Below are 17,796 nucleotides of genomic sequence, written 5' to 3'. Positions count from 1 at the left end.
TTCCGGAATTCCTGTTGTTGGTTGGGCCGCCCGTTCTAGCGCGGGCGGTGGACGTTTGCGCTTTGCACCAGGCCAAAGGCGGCGAGCAGCACCAGCATGGCCGAGCCCCCGTAGGAAACCAGCGGTAGGGGCACGCCGACAACCGGTGCCAGCCCCATCACCATCGACATGTTCACGGCAAAGAACAGGAAGAAGGTGATGGCGATGCCAAGCGTCACCAGTGACGAGAACCGGTCTCGCGCCGCAAGCGCGGTGGCGACGCAGAAGACGATGATCAGCACGTAGATGCTGAGCAGGGTAAAGCCGCCGATAAAGCCGAATTCCTCTGCCAGGGTGGTAAAGATGAAATCGGTGTGTTTTTCCGGCAGGAAGTTCAATCGGGACTGGGTGCCCTGCATGAAACCGCGCCCGGACCAGCCGCCCGAGCCAAGGGCGATCTTGGACTGGGTGATGTGATAGCCCGCGCCGAGCGGATCCTGAGAGGGATCAAGAAAGGTATCGATGCGGCGGAACTGGTAGTCCTTGATCAGCTGCCAGTCGGTGCCGCGGCTATAGAACACCGCCGTGACCAGACCAACGGCGCCAGCAATCACCGTTGCGAAATAGGCCCAGTGCACACCTGCCAGAAACATGACCCCACCCCCGGCGGCCATCAGCAGGATCGAGGTGCCCAGATCCGGCTGCCGCAGCACCAGAAATGTGGGGAATAGGATCATGATCACCGGCACCAACACCCAGAACAGGCGCGAGGTCTTTTCCGTTGGCAGCCAGTCATAATAGGCGGCTAGTAGCATCACTAGGGTGATCTTCATCAGCTCAGAGGGTTGCAGCCGCATGAAACCAATGTCGATCCAGCGCTGCGCACCCATGCCGACGGTGCCGAAGAACTCCACCGCCAGCAGCAGCACGATGGACATCAGATAGGCAAGGACGGAAATGTTGCGCCAGAACCAGATTGGCACCATGGCCACCATGATCATGACCGCCATGCCAAGAGCAAAGCGTTTTGCCTGCGGCTCGGCCCAGGGCGAGAACGATCCACCTGCCACGGAATAGAGCATCAGAAAGCCCACCCCGGCGACCGAGGCCAGCAGCAAGGTCAGCGGCCAGTTCAGATACAGGATCTTGCGCAGGCCCGAGGGGACGGATTTGGCGCGGCTTTCAAGATAACTCATGCCCGGTCGCTGCCCCCGGTTTCTTCCCGTTTCAGACGTTCGCGTTCCAGCCGCTCCTGCTGCGCCTTGATGCGGCTGCGATCGCCCTTGGGGTAGGCGGACAGGGGCGGCGTTCCATCAAACAGCGCCTGCAACATGACATCGCGGGCAATGGGTGCGGCGGCGCGTGACCCGCCACCCCCGTGTTCGACCACGACAGCAACCGCAAAGCGGGGTTTGTCATAAGGCGCAAAGCAGACATAAAGCGCGTGGTCGCGCCGCTCCCAGGGCAGATCCTCGTTGCGGATCACCCCGGCGGCGCGTTCGGCCGCGGTGATATTGCGCACCTGGCTGGTGCCGCTTTTGCCGGCCATGCGGATGTCTTCGGCGATGATGCGTGAGCGGTAGCCGGTGCCGCGCCGGTCGTTACTGACCGAGAACATGCCCCGGCGCACGGTGCGCAGGTTGTTTTCATTGAGCCCCAAAGGCTCGCCGCCGCCGCTAGGCTGTTCGATCCCGTCGATGGATTTCAGCAGACGCGGGGTGATACTGCGCCCCGAGGCGATCCGCGCGGTCATCACTGCCAGTTGCATTGGCGAGGCCAGCATATAGCCCTGCCCGATAGAGGCGTTTGCAGTGTCGCCGATCAGCCAGTCCTGCCCGTGCACCCGCTGCTTCCACTCGCGGTTCGGGGCCAGGCCGCTGGCCACGGCCGACATCGGCAGATCGTGACGGACACCCAGCCCCAGCTGGTTGGCCATGGCAGAAATCTTGTCGATCCCCACCTTCAGCGCCAGATCGTAGTAATAGACGTCGCAGGATTGTTTCAGCGAGGTGTTGAGATCCACATGCCCGTGTCCTGCGCGTTTCCAGCAGTGGAACCTGCGGCCGGAGACCTCCAGATACCCGGGGCACCAGACGGTTTCCTCGGGGCCGATCAACCCTTCCTCCAGTGCAGCCAGCGCTGTCACCATCTTGAAGGTCGAACCTGGCGGATAGGTGCCCTGCACCGCCTTGTTCGCCAGCGGACGGTAGGGGTCGCCGGTCAGCAGGCTATAGTCGGCGACCGAGATGCCACGCACAAAGAGATTGGGATCAAAGCTGGGCGAGGAGGCGATGGCACGGGTGTCCCCATGTTCGCAATCGATGATCACCGCAGCGGCACTTTCGTTGCCAAGGCGCGCCTGCACATAGCTTTGCAACTCGGCATCGACGGTCAGTTGCATGTCGGCGCCGGCCTCACCTTCGCGCCGGTCCAGCTCGCGCATGACGCGGCCGGTAGCATTCACCTCGACGCGCTTGGCGCCGGCCTTGCCGCGCAGGGCGTCCTCACGCTTGGCCTCAAACCCAACCTTGCCGATCTGGAAACGAGGAATGCGCAGGATCGGTTCCGGCGATTCCATCTTGCTGAGGTCATAATCCGAGACCGGCCCGACATAGCCGACCACATGGGCAAAGGCGCCGCGTTGCGGATAGATCCGCGTCAGGCCGACCTCGGGGGTAATGCCGGGCAGGGCAGGGGCGTTGACCGCTACTTTCGAGATGTCCTCCCAGCCGATCTGATCGGCCAGCGTTACCGGCAGGAAGGGCGGAGAGCGGCGCATTTCGGCCATGGCGCGCTCGATATCTTCAGGGTCGATTTCGATCAGCCGCGACAGTTTGGCGATCACCTCGCCCACATCGCCGGCGTCCTCGGGGACAATGGTGATGCGATAGGAGGGCGAGTTCTGCGCCAGGGTGATGCCGTTGCGGTCGAAGATCTCACCGCGTGCTGGCGGTAGCAGGCGGATATTGATCCGGTTTTCCTCGGCCAGCAGCCGGAACTGATCGGCCTGATCTACCTGCAGATAGCGCATGCGGGCCGCCAACCCGCCCGCAAACCCCAGTTGCAAACCGCCCAGAAGCAGCGCCCGACGGGTCAGCTTGCGGTGGCTGAATTCCAGCTCTTTCGGATTGCGTTTCATCAGCGGCTTCCCAGGGCTTCGGCTTCGGCAGGTGACAGTTTGCGCACACCCAAAAGGCTTTGACTAAAGATCACGACAAGCGGATAGGCAGCAATCGTCAGCAGGGCTTGAATCAGCGTGAGACCCAAGGGTGCCTGCGCCACGGCCAGAATAGCAAGAATGGCTCGGTTGAGCACCACGATACCTGCGATCACAAAGGCGACGGCGAGCCATTCCGCGGCAAAGGCGGTTTCCCGGTGCGGCGGGATTCGCGACTTCAGGAATTCGCAGCCCAGTACCACCAGCAGCGCAAAAAGGCCGGGCGGGCGCTGGAACATCATGTCGGCGACCAGCATGGTTGCCCCCAGCAGCAGAACAGGCACGAAATCCGGCCGCCGCAGTGACCAGGCCATGGCAAGCGCCAGCAGCAGGTCTGGCGGCGCCCAACGGCGCGGCAGCGTGTCCAGCGGCAGCAGGTGAAAGAAGATCAGCACCAGTGCCAGAGCCGGAAAGGCCATCCGCATCATCCAGATCCGCGCGGGCGAGGTGCTAGCCATTGCTCTCCCCTTCGGACGCGGACAGGGCCTCGGGCGCCAGGTTTTGCGGCCGCGGGAGAGGCACAGTGGCATCCGGCGCCGGGACAACCAGTCCGCCGGGCTCCTTGATCACCTCAGAGCCCTGATGGCGCAGCACCCGCAGGAATTCCAGCCGTTCGTAGTCGGCAGACAGGCGCACCCGCTTACGGCCGGTGCGGTCCTCGGTCACCTGACCGATCAGCAGCCCGGGCGGAAAGACGGAGCCATCGCCAGAGGTGATGACCCGGTCGCCGGGGCGGATCAGATCGGGGTTTTCAAGGAAATCCAGCACTGGCGCAGCGCTGTTGTCACCGGTCACCAGAACGGTCTGCCCCGAAGGCTGGATGGTGGCAGGCACCGCGCTGGCGGCATCAGTCAGCAGAATGACCCGCGCGGTATCCTGTCCGGTGCCGGAAATACGTCCCACCAGACCGATCCCGTCCATGGCGGCCCAGCCATCCTGTATCCCGTCCCGGGCGCCGATGTTGAGGATCACAGACTGGCGAAAGGGCGATCCGCTGTCGGCCATCACCACACCGGTGATATAGGTCAGCTTGGGATCGAGCCGTACGTTGTTGAGATCCAGCAGGCGGGCGTTTTCCTGTTCCAGCTGCAGCGCAGCTTCTTTCCAGGCGCGCATTTGGCGCAGCTCGGAGCGCAACTCTTGGTTCTGTTCGGAAAGGCGCTGATAGCTTTGGAAGTCCCGGAACAGGTTGACCGTCGCGGTGACCGGCACCATGGCCCAGTCCATATTCGGCACAACGGTATTCACCAGCTGCGCGCGGAAGCGTTCGACCCTTGGGCTATCGATCCGCCAGACCAGAAAAATGGCGGCAAGGCACAGGCACACCAGCCCGATCAGCAAACGGCGCAGCGGGGCGGAATAATCTTCGCGCTGTGACCGGTCTTTGGCCAAGGGACTCCTTTCGGGTGTGGATCACCCCGGCAGGCGCGGGGCTGGGCGCCTCAGCTGTCGTAGTCGATGGCGTGGCGCAGCTGTTTTTCGAATTCCAGTGCCTTGCCGGTGCCAAGGGCCACGCAGTTCAGGCTTTCGTCGGCGATGGAAACGGCAAGGCCGGTCTGTTCGCGCAGGGCCAGATCCAGATCGCCCAGCAGCGCGCCGCCGCCGGTCAACATGACGCCACGGTCGACGATATCGGCGGCCAGATCCGGCGGGGTGGTTTCCAGCGCGGTCATCACGGAATCGCAGATCTGCTGCACCGGTTCGGCCAGCGCCTCGGCGACCTGCGCCTGGCTGATCTCAATTTCCTTGGGCACGCCATTCAACAGGTCACGGCCGCGGATCTGCATCGACTGGCCTCGGCCATCGTCGGGCATGCGGGCGGTGCCGATGGAGGTCTTGATACGCTCGGCGGTGGCTTCACCGATCAAAAGGTTCTGCTGGCGGCGCAGGTAGGAGATGATTGCCTCGTCCATGCGGTCGCCGCCGACGCGGACCGAGCGTGCGTATACGATATCGCCAAGGGACAGAACCGCCACCTCGGTGGTACCGCCGCCGATGTCCACGACCATGTTACCGGTGGGGTCGGTGATAGGCATGCCCGCGCCGATGGCGGCTGCGATGGGCTCTGCGATCAGCCCGGCGCGGCGGGCGCCTGCGGAGAGAACCGACTGACGGATCGCGCGTTTTTCAACCGGGGTCGCGCCATGGGGCACGCAGACGATGATCTTGGGCTTGGAGAAGGTCGAGCGTTTGTGCACCTTGCGGATGAAATGCTTGATCATTTCCTCGGCGGTGTCGAAGTCCGCAATCACGCCTTCGCGCATCGGGCGGATCGCCTCGATCGAGCCGGGGGTGCGGCCCAGCATCAGCTTGGCGTCCTCGCCCACGGCCAGAACTTTCTTTACGCCGTCCTTGACGTGATAGGCAACAACCGACGGCTCGGACAGGATCACGCCACGGCCCTTGACATAGACCAGAGTGTTCGCAGTGCCGAGATCGATGGCCATGTCCGAAGTGAACAGACCGCCTAGATTTCCAAAGAGCGCCATAAATGAGGGATCCTGTAAGTTCTGCCGTTCGTGCCCGCGACTCTGCTGCCAACGCGCATTGTAGATCTTATAAGCAGCGCAGCGCTGCCGCGAAAGGGCCGATTACCTCCAACTAGCGCCTTTCCGCCTGTGAAACATGGGGGTTGGCCACGCCTTGGGCATGTTGAACACTGTGGTTCGGGTGGTTCTTGGACGATGCCGGGCAGGGCGTTTTGCGGCGCAGCATCGGCGAAAGGATCTTTCTATGGCGCGCCAACCGGGGTAGGGGCTGTGTCATGCTGTCCTATCAACATATCTACCACGCCGGAAATCTGGCGGATGTCCAGAAACACGCGCTTCTGGCCTGGATGCTGGCCTATCTGACCCGCAAGGACAAACCGCTCAGCTATATCGAAACCCATGCCGGGCGGGGCGTCTATGAGCTGGAGGCGCCCGAGGCGCTTAAGACGGGGGAGGCGGCCGCGGGGATTTCCCGGGTGCTGGAAAATCACGGACTGGGGGAGGATCATCCGCTGAGCCGCGCCATTGATGCCTGCCGCGAGCGGTTTGGCGAGACCAGCTATCCCGGATCGCCGCTGGTGGCGGCGGCCCTGCTGCGCGAGATCGACAGCCTGCATTTTGCCGAATTGCACCCGCAGGAATACGCTGCCCTGCGGCAGGCGCTGAGGCCCTGGCATGCCAAGGTGCATCAGCAGGATGGGTTCGAGCTGGCCCTGTCGCTGGCACCGCCGACGCCGCGCCGAGGGCTCATGCTGATCGATCCGTCTTATGAGGTGAAATCCGATTACGCCCGTATCCCCGGCATCATCGGCAAGCTGCACCGGAAATGGAACGTCGGCGTCATCGCGCTGTGGTATCCGATCCTGACAGATGGGGCGCATCAAAAGATGCTGAGCGCGCTAGAGACGCAGGCGCTGCCGGGCGCCCTGCGCCACGAGGTGCGCTTTCCGCCGGTGCGCGCCGGGCACCGGATGGCTGGATCAGGTATGTTCGTAGTGAATGCGCCCTTTGGCGCCGAAGAGGAAGCCGCGCGTATTTCGGCCCTGTTCGACAGGCTCAATCAGGGCTGAGGCGAAGACCTGTAGGGGAGGGGGGATCTCCCGCCCCCTTGGCCGCCCATCAGAGATGGGCGACAAGGCGTTGGGCCTAGCGCCGCGCCTGCGGCACGGCGCCGAATCTTTCAGACGCTCAGGTCGCATCCTTGTAGGAGATTTCGCGGGTATCGGCGCCTTCGCCGACCTTGCCGCGGCGCACGATCAGCCGGTTCAGCGCGTTGATATAGGCCTTGGCCGAGGCAACCACAGTATCTGTGTTGGCCGACTGGCCGGTGGCGATATTGCCGTCTTCCTCCAGCCGGACGGAAACCGTTGCCTGTGCATCGGTGCCTTCGGTCACGGCGTGAACCTGATAAAGCTGCAGGTGCGCCGAGTTCGGATAAAGCTCGCGCACCGCTTTGAAGGCGGCATCCACCGGGCCATCGCCCTGTGCCGTGGCGCTCAGATCCTTGCCGTCGATCTCCATTTCCAGCGTCGCTTCGGCCGGGCCGCCGGTGCCGCAGATCACTTTCATCGACACCAGTTGCAGATGATCGTTCTCGGCATCCTCGCCAGAACGCATGAGCGCGATGATGTCGTCGTCAAAGACTTCCTTCTTGCGGTCGGCAAGCTCCTTGAAGCGGACAAAGATATCCTTGAGCTGGTTGTCGCCGACCTCATAGCCAAGGTTATTCAGCTTGTCGCGCAGCGCCGCACGGCCTGAGTGCTTACCAAGCGGCAGCGAGGTTCCTGAAAGACCTACGTCCTCGGGGCGCATGATCTCGAAAGTTTCTTTGTTCTTCAGCATCCCGTCCTGGTGGATGCCGCTTTCGTGGGCAAAGGCGTTCTTACCGACGATGGCCTTGTTGAACTGCACCGGAAAGCCAGAGACGGTGGAGACCCGGCGGGAGATATGCATGATCTTGGTGGTGTCGATCTGCGTGTGCCAAGGCATGATGTCATTGCGTACCTTCAGCGCCATCACCACCTCTTCGAGCGCGGTGTTGCCGGCTCGCTCGCCCAGACCGTTGATGGTGCATTCGATCTGACGCGCGCCGCCCTCGACGGCGGCCAGAGCGTTGGCCGTGGCAAGACCCAGGTCGTTGTGGCAGTGGGTGGCAAAGATCACCTCGTCCGCGCCCGGTACGGTTTCGATCAGGCGGCGGATCAGATCAGCCGATTCCAGCGGCGCGGTATAGCCAACGGTGTCGGGGATGTTGATGGTGGTGGCGCCGGCCTTGATGGCGATCTCGATCACCCGGCAGAGATAATCCCATTCGGTGCGTGTCGCATCCATGGGCGACCATTGCACGTCATCGACGAGATTGCGCGCATGGGTCACCGTGTCGTGAATCCGCTCGGCCATCTCATCCATGGTGAGATTCGGAATGGCGCGGTGCAGGGGCGATGTCCCGATAAAGGTGTGAATGCGGGGTTTGGCAGCCTTGCGCACGGCTTCGGCGCAGCGGTCAATATCCTTGAAATTGGCGCGCGCCAGACCGCAGATCACCGCGTTCTTTGAGCGTTCGGCGATCTCGCTCACCGCTTTGAAATCGCCTTCGGAGGCGATGGGGAAACCGGCCTCGATGATGTCGACGCCCATCTCGTCCAGAAGGCCCGCGATTTCCAGCTTTTCATCGTGGGTCATGGTGGCGCCGGGGCTCTGCTCGCCGTCGCGCAAAGTGGTGTCGAAGATCAATACGCGATCTTTTTCAAGTGCAGTCGTCATGTCGGTAGCTTTCTTAAAACTCTGTCCTGGATCCATTCTCGTGGCGCGCAAGCCTCCTCCTCTGAGCGGGCGCGCCGAATGGCACGCTCAGAGGCGGGTTAGGATCAGTAGGTCGCGCAGAGCCGCACCGCAAATGGCGGTGGCCGGGCCGAAGATATGTGCGCGAGCTGTCATGCGGCAAAGTTATACAGAGCGCGCCGCGAATGGAAAGAGCGAAAATAGCTCAGTGATCCTGACCATTTGGCGGTCGGCAGAGCGCTTTGGTGCGGGCAGATTTGATTTGTGGGAAATTCCTCCTAGCTGCGCCAGAGCCTTGGCGATGAGCCATAGGCAAAAGGTGCGGCAGAGGCAGGACACATGGCAAAACTCATCCTAATTCTTGGCGATCAACTGAGCCTGTCGCTGTCGGCGCTGCAGGTCGCGGACAAGGACACCGACATCATCGTCATGGCCGAGGTTGCCGAGGAAGGTACCTATGTGCGTCACCATCCCAAGAAGATCGCGCTGATTCTCGCGGCGATGCGGAAGTTTGCGGAGCAGTTGCGGGCAGAGGGCTGGACTGTCGCCTATACCCGGCTTGACGATGCGGACAACACCGGCTCCATCGCGGAGGAAATCCTGCGCCGGGCGGCCCAGAGCGGCGCTGATGAGGTGATCGCCACAACGCCGGGGGAATGGCGGCTGATCCGGCATCTGCAGTCTCTGCCTTTGAAGGTCGGCCTCAAGCCGGATACGCGGTTCATTGCCACGCGGGCTGATTTCAACGACTGGGCCGAGGGGCGCAAGCAACTGCGCATGGAGTATTTCTATCGCAAGATGCGGCGCAAGACCGGAGTGCTGATGGAGGGTGACAACCCCGCTGGGGGCAAATGGAACTACGATCAGGAGAACCGCAAGGCACCGCCCAAGGACATAAAGACCCCAGGGCCCACGCAGTTCACCCCGGATGACGAGACGGAAGAGGTTCTGGACCTTGTCGAGCGGCGGTTTGGGGACCACTTCGGCGATCTGCGTCCGTTCCATTTCGCGGTCACCCGTGCCGATGCCCTGAGGGCAATGGCGCATTTCATCCGGCATGGCTTGCCACTGTTCGGGGACTATCAGGATGCGATGATGACAGGGCAGAAATGGCTCTACCATTCGGTGCTGTCGCCTTATCTCAATATCGGTCTGTTGCATCCGATGGAGCTGTGCGTCGCGGCCGAAGAGGCGTGGAAAGCAGGTGATGTGCCGCTCAACGCCGCCGAAGGGTTCATTCGGCAGATCCTTGGCTGGCGCGAATTCGTGCGTGGGATCTATTTCCTCGAAGGGGAGGACTATCCGCAGCGCAATGTGCTGGGCCATGATCGCGCGCTGCCGCCGCTTTACTGGGGCGCTGAGACGGGCATGCACTGCCTGTCACAGGCGGTATCGCAGACCCGGGAAGAGGCCTATGCCCATCATATCCAGCGGCTGATGGTGACCGGCAATTTCGCGCTTCTGGCCGGGATTGATCCGCAGGCGGTGCACGAATGGTATCTGGCAGTCTATGCCGATGCTTTTGAGTGGGTCGAGGCGCCTAATACCGTCGGGATGAGCCAGTTTGCCGATGGCGGTATCGTGGGTTCCAAACCCTATGTCTCCAGCGGCGCCTATATCAATCGCATGTCGGATTACTGTAAATCCTGCACCTATTCCGTCAGCCGCAAGGTGGGAGAGGGCGCCTGTCCGTTCAACCTGCTCTACTGGCATTTCCTCGACCGACACCGGGAGCGGTTCTCGGCAAATCCGCGCATGGGCAACATGTATCGCAGCTGGGACCGGATGGATGCGGAGAAGCGCGCGCAGATTCTGGAAGAGGCTGACTCCTTTTTGGCCCGGCTGGAAGCGGGCGATACGGTCTGACCCGAAGGGCAGGCCGCCGCTGAATCAGTTGTCGGTGCTGGCGGCGTTGTCGTCCGCAGCGGCGTCCGTTTCAGTAGTTTCGGTCACCAAGGCGCCATTCTGCCAGTCACCGTCGGTTTCCTGACCAGTGGCATAACGCATCTTGCCGGGGCCCTGCCGCTTGCCGTTGACGAAGCTGCCTTCGTAGACGTCGCCATTGGCATAGGTGGCAACACCTTCGCCGGTGATCTTGCCTTCCTGCCAGTCGCCTTCGTAGACAAAGCCGCCGGGCATCTCGATCCGGCCATTGCCGTGGCGCTGGCTGTTGGCAAATTGCCCGGTGTAGACCGATCCATCCGCATATGTGACCTTGGCCTGACCGTGGCGCTGCCCGTCCTGCCATTCACCTTCATAGCGGTATCCGCTGGCATAGGTCATCACGCCCTGACCATGGTTGCGGGCGTTCTTGAAGCCGCCGGTGTAGGTCACGCCGTTAGGATAGGTGGCGGTGCCGGTGCCTTCGATGACACCGGCGATCCAGTCGCCTTCATAGGTCGAGCCATCGGGATAGGTGATCTTACCTGTGCCATCAGCCAGATCATCGCGGAATTCCCCCACGTAGACCGAGCCGTCAGGATAGGTCACCTTGCCCGTGCCCTCGATCTGGCCCGCCAGCCATTCGCCCTCGTAGACGTAGCCATCGGTCTTGGTGAAAGTGCCGGTGCCATGGCGAAGGTCATCCTGGAATTCGCCCACATAGACGTCGCCATTGGCGTGGGTCTGTTTGCCGATGCCCTGCCTGCGGCCGTTTTCCAGCGGTCCTTCGTAGACGTCGCCGTTGGGCTGGGTCAGCTTGCCGGTGCCGTGCATCTGGTTGTTGGCCCAGTCGCCTTCGTAGATCAGCCCGTCGGGCATGGTCAGCGTGCCGGTGCCATGCAACAGACCGTCTGCGATCCCACCTTCGTAGGTTGCACCGTCAGGATAGACGATCTTGCCTTCGCCTTCCTTGCGGCCCTCCACCCAGTCGCCAGCGTATTCATAACCGCCGGGATTGCGCATCACGCCCTTGCCATGGTGCTGGCCGTTGACAAAGCTGCCTTCGTAGCGCGCGCCATTGGCGTAGACCGCGATGCCCTGACCACTGATCAGACCATCGGTCCATTCGCCTTCATAGGTGCCGCCATCGGCAAAGGTGATCTTGCCGAGCCCCTCGGGTTTGCCCTTGGCGAACTCGCCTTCGTAGACGGCGCCATTTGGATAGCGCGCCACGCCCTGACCGCGGATTTCGCCATCGACCCAGTTGCCGGAATACTCATAACCATTGGGAAGCCGGTAGGTGCCGGTGCCATGCTGCAGGCCGCCGCGAAAGGTGCCTTCGTATTCGCCGCCGATTTCATCCTGCGTGGTGAGGACCTGACCGTCCTGCGCCTGCAGGGGAGAGGCCAGCGCCATAGCTGCTGAAATCACGAATACGGAGCCGAAACGGGTCATGAAACTTCTGCCTGCCCTTTAGTTCTGCGCCGGACCAATGGGCCGGGCGCGGTGCCAGTCTGCGGATGGAACACCGCCTGATGTTGCATCTCAGCTGCGAAACTATGCGACAGGGCGGCCTGTCGCAATGTCTTTTGCGGCCTGCACTCTTTCCCTTGGCCGGGGATCTGGTAAACGGCTGAGAAGAAGTTTTGCGAAGGGCACGACCACCATGGCAGACCGTTTCCGTATCTCTCTGGCGCAGCTGAACCCGACGGTCGGCGATATTGCGGGCAATGCGGCCAAGGCCCACGCGGCCTGGGAGGAAGGTCGCAAGGCCGGTGCGCAGCTTGTGGCGCTGCCCGAAATGTTCCTGACCGGCTATAACACCCAGGATCTGGTAATGAAGCCGGTGTTCCACCGCGCCGCCATGGCGGCTGCCGAACAGCTTGCGCAGGATTGTGCCGACGGGCCCGCGCTGGCCATCGGCGCGCCCTGGGCCGAGGGTGGCAAGCTCTATAATGCCTATCTGATCCTCAAGAACGGGCGGATCGCATCGCGCATCCTGAAACACCACCTGCCCAATGAAACCGTCTTTGACGAGGTTCGCGTCTTTGATGCCGGGCCGCTGGGTGGGCCTTATGCGATTGACGATACCCGCATCGGCAGCCCGATCTGCGAGGATGGCTGGCACGAAGACGTGGCCGAGACGCTTGCAGAGACCGGCGCCGAGTTCCTGCTGATCCCGAACGGTTCGCCCTATTTCCGCGGCAAGATGGAGGTGCGCTATAACATGATGGTGGCGCGCTGCATCGAAACCCATCTGCCGGTCATCTACCTCAATATGGTTGGCGGGCAGGACGATCAGATCTTTGACGGTGGCAGTTTCGTGCTGAACCCTGGCGGCGCGCTGGCGCTGCAGATGCCGCTTTATGACGAGGCGGTGACCCAGCTGGATCTTGAACGCACCGACGAAGGCTGGCGCGCGGTCGAGGGCGAGAAAGCGCATTTCCCCGATGAATGGGAGCAGGACTACCGTGCCATGGTCGAATCCCTGCGCGATTACATGGCCAAGACCGGGTTCAAAAAGGCGCTTCTGGGTCTGTCCGGTGGGGTGGATTCGGCCATTGTCGCTGCCATTGCCGTCGATGCCATCGGGGCCGAAAATGTGCGCTGCGTGATGCTGCCCTCGGAATATACCAGCGCGGAATCCCTGGAAGATGCCGAAGCCGTCGCCAAGGCGCTGGGCGTGCATTACGACTATGTGCCGATCAGCGAAGGGCGGGCCGCCATCACCAACACGCTGGCGCCGCTGTTCGAAGGGCGCGATGCCGACATCACCGAGGAAAACATCCAGTCCCGCCTACGCGGTCTTCTGCTGATGGCCATGTCGAACAAGTTTGGTGAGATGCTGCTGACCACCGGCAATAAGTCCGAGGTCGCGGTGGGGTATGCCACGATCTATGGCGATATGAACGGCGGCTACAACCCGATCAAGGATCTCTACAAAACCCGCGTCTTTGAAACCTGCCGCTGGCGCAATGCCAATCACCGGCCCTGGATGATGGGCCCGGCGGGCGAGGTGATCCGCCCCAATGTAATCGACAAACCCCCCAGTGCCGAGCTGCGTGAGGATCAGAAAGACAGCGACAGCCTGCCCGATTACCCCGAGCTTGATGCGCTGCTCACGATCCTGGTGGACGAGGAAGGCTCGATTGCCGATTGCGTCGCTGCCGGGTTTGACCGCGATGTGGCGAAACGGGTGGAGCACTTGATTTATATCAGTGAATACAAGCGCTTCCAGTCCGCTCCGGGCACCCGCCTGACGCCGCGCGCCTTCTGGCTGGACCGGCGTTACCCGATTGCAAACCGCTGGCGCGATCCGGGCTGAACCGGCGTATTTGCCAGCAAGAGTGCGCGTCCGGGGGCAGGAAAACCATACCCCCGCGTGCCTGGGCTGACGCGAAAAAGCCACAGCTTGCACGGGGTGGATGAAAGAGCGCTCTTGCCCCATGGACCAGGGGCGCGGGGCACGGCATAGACCTCTTATGCCTGGACCTAAGCTGCCACATTTCCAAGCTGATCTTGCCCTGCCCAAACGTGTCGATGCAGTTGTCATCGGCGGGGGAATCATCGGCTCCACGACCGCTCTCGAATTGGCCGAGCGGGGATATTCCGTTCTTCTTTGTGAAAAGGGCCAGATCGGTGCCGAGCAAAGCTCGCGCAACTGGGGCTGGGTGCGCATCTCGCAGCGTGATCCACGCGAATTGCCCCTGATGGCCAAGGCGATGGAAATCTGGCCTGGGCTGGAGGCCCGCACCGGGCATCCCACCGGCTATACCCGATCCGGTATTCTGTTCACTGCCGAACGGGCGCGGGCCGAGGCCGAACTGGCGGCCTGGGCAGAGCATCTGACCCCCTATGACATTCCGGCACAGATGGTGCGCGGTGAGCAACTGGCGGAGCTGATGCCGGGACACCAAACCGGCATCATCGCGGCGCTGTATACGCCCGAAGACGGCCGGGCCGAGCCGCAACTGGCCACCCATGCCATCGCCAGCGCTGCACGGGCCGCCGGGGCCAAGGTGATGACCGAATGCGCCGTGCGCAGCGTCGAAACCGAGGCTGGACGTGTCAGCGGCGTGATGACCGAACGCGGCCGTGTCGGCTGTTCGGCCGTGGTGGTTGCGGGCGGCGCCTGGTCGCGGCTGTTCCTTGGCAATGCGGGTGTGGCGCTGCCGCAGCTCAAGGTGTTGAATTCTGTGCTGAGAACCTCGGCGGTGCAGGGCGGTCCCGAGGCGGCCATGTGGGCCGCCGGATTTGCCATGCGCAAGCGCGCCGATGGTGGCTATTCCATCGCCGATGGCACCGAAAACGTGGTGGACATCGTTCCCGATAGCTTGCGGCTGGCACTGAAGTTTTTCCCGGCGTTCTTGGAGGAATGGCGCTCCCTCCGCTTCCGCCTGTCCGACCGTTGGCGGATCGAGGCGGGGCAGGACCGGCGCTGGGCACCGGATCAGCGCACGCCGTTCGAAACCTGCCGGGTGCTGGATCCCGCGCCCTCGCAAAAGGCGATCCGCAACAGCTGGGCCGCGGCGCAAAAGGCCTTTCCTATCCTGCAGTCTGCTGATGTGGTGCAAAGCTGGGGCGGCATGATTGATGTGACCCCGGACGCCATTCCGGTGATTTCGCAGGTGGACGATCTGCCGGGCCTTTTCGTCTCGACCGGCTATTCCGGCCATGGCTTTGGCATTGGCCCTGCTGCCGGGCGGCTGACCGCAGATCTGGTGACGGGCGATGCGCCCATCGTGGACCCGCGCGCCTTTGCGCTGAGCCGGTTCACGAAAAAGGCGCGGACAGCCGTGCCCGCGCCCGAAGTCATTGGCACCGCCCGCTAAGGCGCGCGGCGCAATTCTCAGCCCATCATCTGATAGCTGACCGGGACAAAACGGAAGCCCTCGCCACGGGTTTCGACAAAACCGGCTGCCGGGAAGGGCATGTGATAGCCGATCATTGGCGTGCGCGTGGCGGACAGCATATCCAGAATACGGCGGCGCGATGCCGTGGCAGCAGCCTTGTCCATGTCAAACCGGACCTCCCATTCCGGGTGGGCGAAGGACCAGACATAATGGTTGGCCAGATCCGCTGTCAGCAGCAACTGTTGATCGCCGCTGTCCAGCATATAGGTCATGTGACCGGGCGTATGGCCAAAAGCGGCCATCGCCGTGATACCAGAGGCTACTTCGCCGCCGTCCTCGACAAAGGTCATCTTTTCGGCCATCGGGGTCACCTTCTTGGAAACCAGATCGGCAACGCGGTTTTCGGCGTCCATCTTGGCCCAGAAATCATACTCGGTGCGCCCCGTCACATAGCGCGCATTGGCAAAGGTCGCGGCGCCGCTGGTGGTCATGCCGCCGATGTGGTCGGGGTGCATATGGGTGATGACGACCACATCGATCTGATCCGGGGTGACGCCTGCCTCTGCCAGGGCTTTCTGGATGCCGCCCTGACCAAGCCCGGTATCGAAGAGGATCTTTTCTTTGCCGGTATCGACAAGCGTGGGGGTGAAAAAGAACTGCGCCATTTCGGCGGGGATAAAGTTCTGGGCCGAGACTTCGGCGAATTCCTCGTCCGTTGCACCGCCGCCGAAAATCGCCTTGGCGCCGTCGCGAGGCAGGCTGCCGTCCAGCAGGGTCGTCACGGTGAAATCGCCCAGCTTGAAACTGCGAGCGTGGGTGGCCGGTGCCATGGCCGCGTGGCCCTCTGCCAAGGCGGGCGTGACGGTCGCGGCCAGGGGGAGGGCGGTTGCGCCGGTCAGCACGCTGCGGCGGGACATCTTTACGGTCATATTCTGGTCTCCTCTGTGTTGGTTGGCACTTGTTATGCGGTCTTTGGGGTCGAGATAGGGCTTTTTGGCGGGGGACAAGGTACGCGCAGCGCGAGGTCACGGGATCGTGTCGGTTTTCGAGGATCTGCGGCGGCAAATCCCGCTTTGGCCCCAGCAAAGACACCAAACCGAAAGGAGAGGGCGCTATGGGTGCCAAAACTGGACAAAACCCGTTCCATGTGAGATGGGGCACAGCAACAGGAGACCATTCATGACCACCACCCGTTTTGCTCCGTCGCCCACCGGCTATATCCATGTGGGTAACCTGCGCACCGCGCTGATGAATTACCTGATCGCCCGCAAGGCTGGCGGCACGTTCATCCTGCGCATCGACGACACTGACCCCGAGCGGTCTAAGGAAGAATATGTCGATGCGATCAAGCAGGATCTGGAGTGGCTGGGTCTTGGCTGGGACCGGATCGAACGCCAGTCTGAACGGCTGGACCGCTACCATGAAGCGGCTGACAAGCTGCGCGAGATGGGCCGGTTCTACGAAGCTTTCGAGACGCCGACCGAATTGGACCTGAAGCGCAAGAAGCAGCTGAACATGGGCAAGCCGCCGGTCTATGACCGCGCTGCGCTGGAGCTGTCTGAAGATGAAAAAGCCGCCCTGCGCGCCGAGCGCGGCGATGGTGTGTGGCGGTTCAAGCTGGACCACCAGCGCATCGAATGGAACGATGGTATCCTTGGCGATATTTCGATCGACGCGGCCTCGGTTTCGGATCCGGTTCTGATCCGTGGCGACGGGCAGTTCCTGTATACGCTGGCCTCGGTCGTGGATGACACGGAATTTGGCGTCACCCACGTGGTGCGTGGATCGGATCACGTGACCAATACCGCGACCCAGATCCAGATCATCGAGGCACTGGGCGGCAAGGTGCCGGAATTTGCTCATCACTCGCTGCTGACCGGTCCGCAGGGTGAGGCGCTGTCGAAACGTCTTGGCACGCTGGCGCTGCGCGATCTGCGCGAACAGGGCGTGCAGCCGATGGCGTTGCTGAGCCTGATGGCGCGGCTGGGCTCCTCTGACCCGGTCGAGTTGCGCAGCGAGATGGCCGAGCTGATCGAGGGCTTCGACATCAACCGTTTTGGCGCCGCGCCGACGAAATTCGACGTTGAGGATCTGTTCCCGCTCACCGGGCGCTATCTGCAGAGCCTGCCGCTGGAAGCCGTCCAGGAGCAGGTCGAGGCGCTGGGTGTTCCGGCGGAAAAACAGGCCGCCTTCTGGGATATGGCCAAGGAAAACATCACCACGCTGAAAGACCTTGAAGGCTGGTGGACGCTGTGCCGCGACGGGGCTGAGCCGCTGATCGCGGATGAAGACAAGGACTTCATTGCCGAGGCGATGGCGCTGCTTCCTGATGGCCCGTATGACGCCACCACCTGGGGCAGCTGGACCGCTGCGGTGAAAGAGGCGACCGGCCGCAAGGGCAAATCCCTCTTCATGCCGCTGCGCCACGCAGTCACGGGCATGGAACGCGGCCCCGACATGAGTGCCCTTCTGGCGCTGATGGAGAAGGTCCGCGCCAAGGGCTGAGAGGCCGGGGTGCGACCTGCGCCTGATTGACCAGATAAAAAAGACGGTCCGGTTTCCGGGCCGTCTTTTTCTTTGAAGGCCAGTCGTTCCA

The 17,796-nt window shown here is 62.4% G+C and carries 13 protein-coding genes; 5 read left to right on the top strand and 8 right to left on the bottom strand.

What is annotated here, in order from left to right; genetic code table 11:
* Nucleotides 1-35 precede the first annotated feature (35 nt).
* The 5 genes from rodA to SM763_RS19000 are packed head-to-tail and all read right to left on the bottom strand — an operon-like array spanning nucleotide 36 to nucleotide 5,685.
* Entirely contained in the window at nucleotides 36-1,175 is a 1,140-nt protein-coding gene (gene rodA / locus SM763_RS19020) for a rod shape-determining protein RodA (protein ID WP_065272759.1), read from the bottom strand.
* Nucleotides 1,172-3,118, bottom strand: a complete 1,947-nt coding sequence (gene mrdA / locus SM763_RS19015; RefSeq protein ID WP_274827798.1) for a penicillin-binding protein 2 — start codon at nucleotides 3,116-3,118, stop codon at nucleotides 1,172-1,174. Before mrdA ends, rodA begins: the two co-directional genes overlap by 4 nt.
* Entirely contained in the window at nucleotides 3,118-3,654 is a 537-nt protein-coding gene (locus SM763_RS19010) for a rod shape-determining protein MreD (RefSeq protein WP_274827799.1), read from the bottom strand. The genes mrdA and SM763_RS19010 overlap by 1 nt, the downstream gene beginning before the upstream one ends.
* Nucleotides 3,647-4,588, bottom strand: coding sequence for a rod shape-determining protein MreC (mreC, locus tag SM763_RS19005; RefSeq protein WP_065272762.1), 942 nt, complete (start codon nucleotides 4,586-4,588; stop codon nucleotides 3,647-3,649). The genes SM763_RS19010 and mreC overlap by 8 nt, the downstream gene beginning before the upstream one ends.
* A 50-nt stretch (nucleotides 4,589-4,638) precedes the next feature.
* Complete coding sequence (locus tag SM763_RS19000; protein ID WP_065272763.1) at nucleotides 4,639-5,685, bottom strand: rod shape-determining protein; 1,047 nt, start codon at nucleotides 5,683-5,685, stop codon at nucleotides 4,639-4,641.
* 275 nt (nucleotides 5,686-5,960) lie between these two features.
* On the opposite strand from SM763_RS19000, the gene SM763_RS18995 reads away from it, so the two are divergent.
* Nucleotides 5,961-6,755 carry a 23S rRNA (adenine(2030)-N(6))-methyltransferase RlmJ gene (locus tag SM763_RS18995; RefSeq protein ID WP_368999432.1) on the top strand — a complete coding sequence of 265 codons (795 nt, stop codon included), beginning with the start codon at nucleotides 5,961-5,963 and terminating at the stop codon, nucleotides 6,753-6,755.
* Between the two features lie 118 nt (nucleotides 6,756-6,873).
* On the opposite strand, the gene SM763_RS18990 is transcribed toward SM763_RS18995, so the two are convergent.
* Complete coding sequence (locus SM763_RS18990) at nucleotides 6,874-8,448, bottom strand: 2-isopropylmalate synthase (protein WP_065272765.1); 1,575 nt, start codon at nucleotides 8,446-8,448, stop codon at nucleotides 6,874-6,876.
* A 357-nt stretch (nucleotides 8,449-8,805) separates the two neighbouring features.
* Here SM763_RS18990 and SM763_RS18985 point away from each other — a divergent pair, with 357 nt between their 5' ends.
* Nucleotides 8,806-10,332, top strand: coding sequence for a cryptochrome/photolyase family protein (locus SM763_RS18985; protein WP_368999431.1), 1,527 nt, complete (start codon nucleotides 8,806-8,808; stop codon nucleotides 10,330-10,332).
* A 24-nt stretch (nucleotides 10,333-10,356) separates the two neighbouring features.
* Here SM763_RS18985 and SM763_RS18980 read toward each other — a convergent pair whose 3' ends face one another.
* Nucleotides 10,357-11,802, bottom strand: a complete 1,446-nt coding sequence (locus SM763_RS18980; RefSeq protein WP_368999430.1) for a 2-isopropylmalate synthase — start codon at nucleotides 11,800-11,802, stop codon at nucleotides 10,357-10,359.
* A 211-nt stretch (nucleotides 11,803-12,013) separates the two neighbouring features.
* On the opposite strand from SM763_RS18980, the gene SM763_RS18975 reads away from it, so the two are divergent.
* Together SM763_RS18975 and SM763_RS18970 are read left to right on the top strand one after the other, a co-directional pair.
* Nucleotides 12,014-13,672, top strand: a complete 1,659-nt coding sequence (locus SM763_RS18975) for an NAD+ synthase (protein WP_368999429.1) — start codon at nucleotides 12,014-12,016, stop codon at nucleotides 13,670-13,672.
* 157 nt (nucleotides 13,673-13,829) lie between these two features.
* Nucleotides 13,830-15,179: an NAD(P)/FAD-dependent oxidoreductase gene (locus tag SM763_RS18970; protein ID WP_274836370.1), complete on the top strand. Its 1,350-nt coding sequence runs from the start codon at nucleotides 13,830-13,832 to the stop codon at nucleotides 15,177-15,179.
* Nucleotides 15,180-15,196: 17 nt separating this feature from the next.
* Here the strand turns inward: SM763_RS18970 and SM763_RS18965 are convergent, their stop codons facing one another.
* Entirely contained in the window at nucleotides 15,197-16,129 is a 933-nt protein-coding gene (locus SM763_RS18965) for an MBL fold metallo-hydrolase (RefSeq protein ID WP_274867098.1), read from the bottom strand.
* A gap of 250 nt (nucleotides 16,130-16,379) precedes the next feature.
* Between SM763_RS18965 and gltX the strand changes: the two genes are divergently transcribed.
* The gene (gene gltX / locus SM763_RS18960) at nucleotides 16,380-17,705 is read left to right on the top strand and encodes a glutamate--tRNA ligase (RefSeq protein ID WP_368999428.1); all 1,326 of its coding nucleotides are present in this window, start codon (nucleotides 16,380-16,382) and stop codon (nucleotides 17,703-17,705) included.
* The last annotated feature ends 91 nt before the right edge of the window (nucleotides 17,706-17,796 follow it).

The sequence above is a fragment of the Pseudophaeobacter sp. C1-32P7 genome (assembly GCF_041008775.1).
Taxonomy (GTDB): Bacteria; Pseudomonadota; Alphaproteobacteria; order Rhodobacterales; family Rhodobacteraceae; genus Phycobacter; species Phycobacter gallaeciensis_A.
Note: the sequence above shows the minus strand (reverse complement) of the source record. Positions and strands in the feature narration are given on the sequence as shown.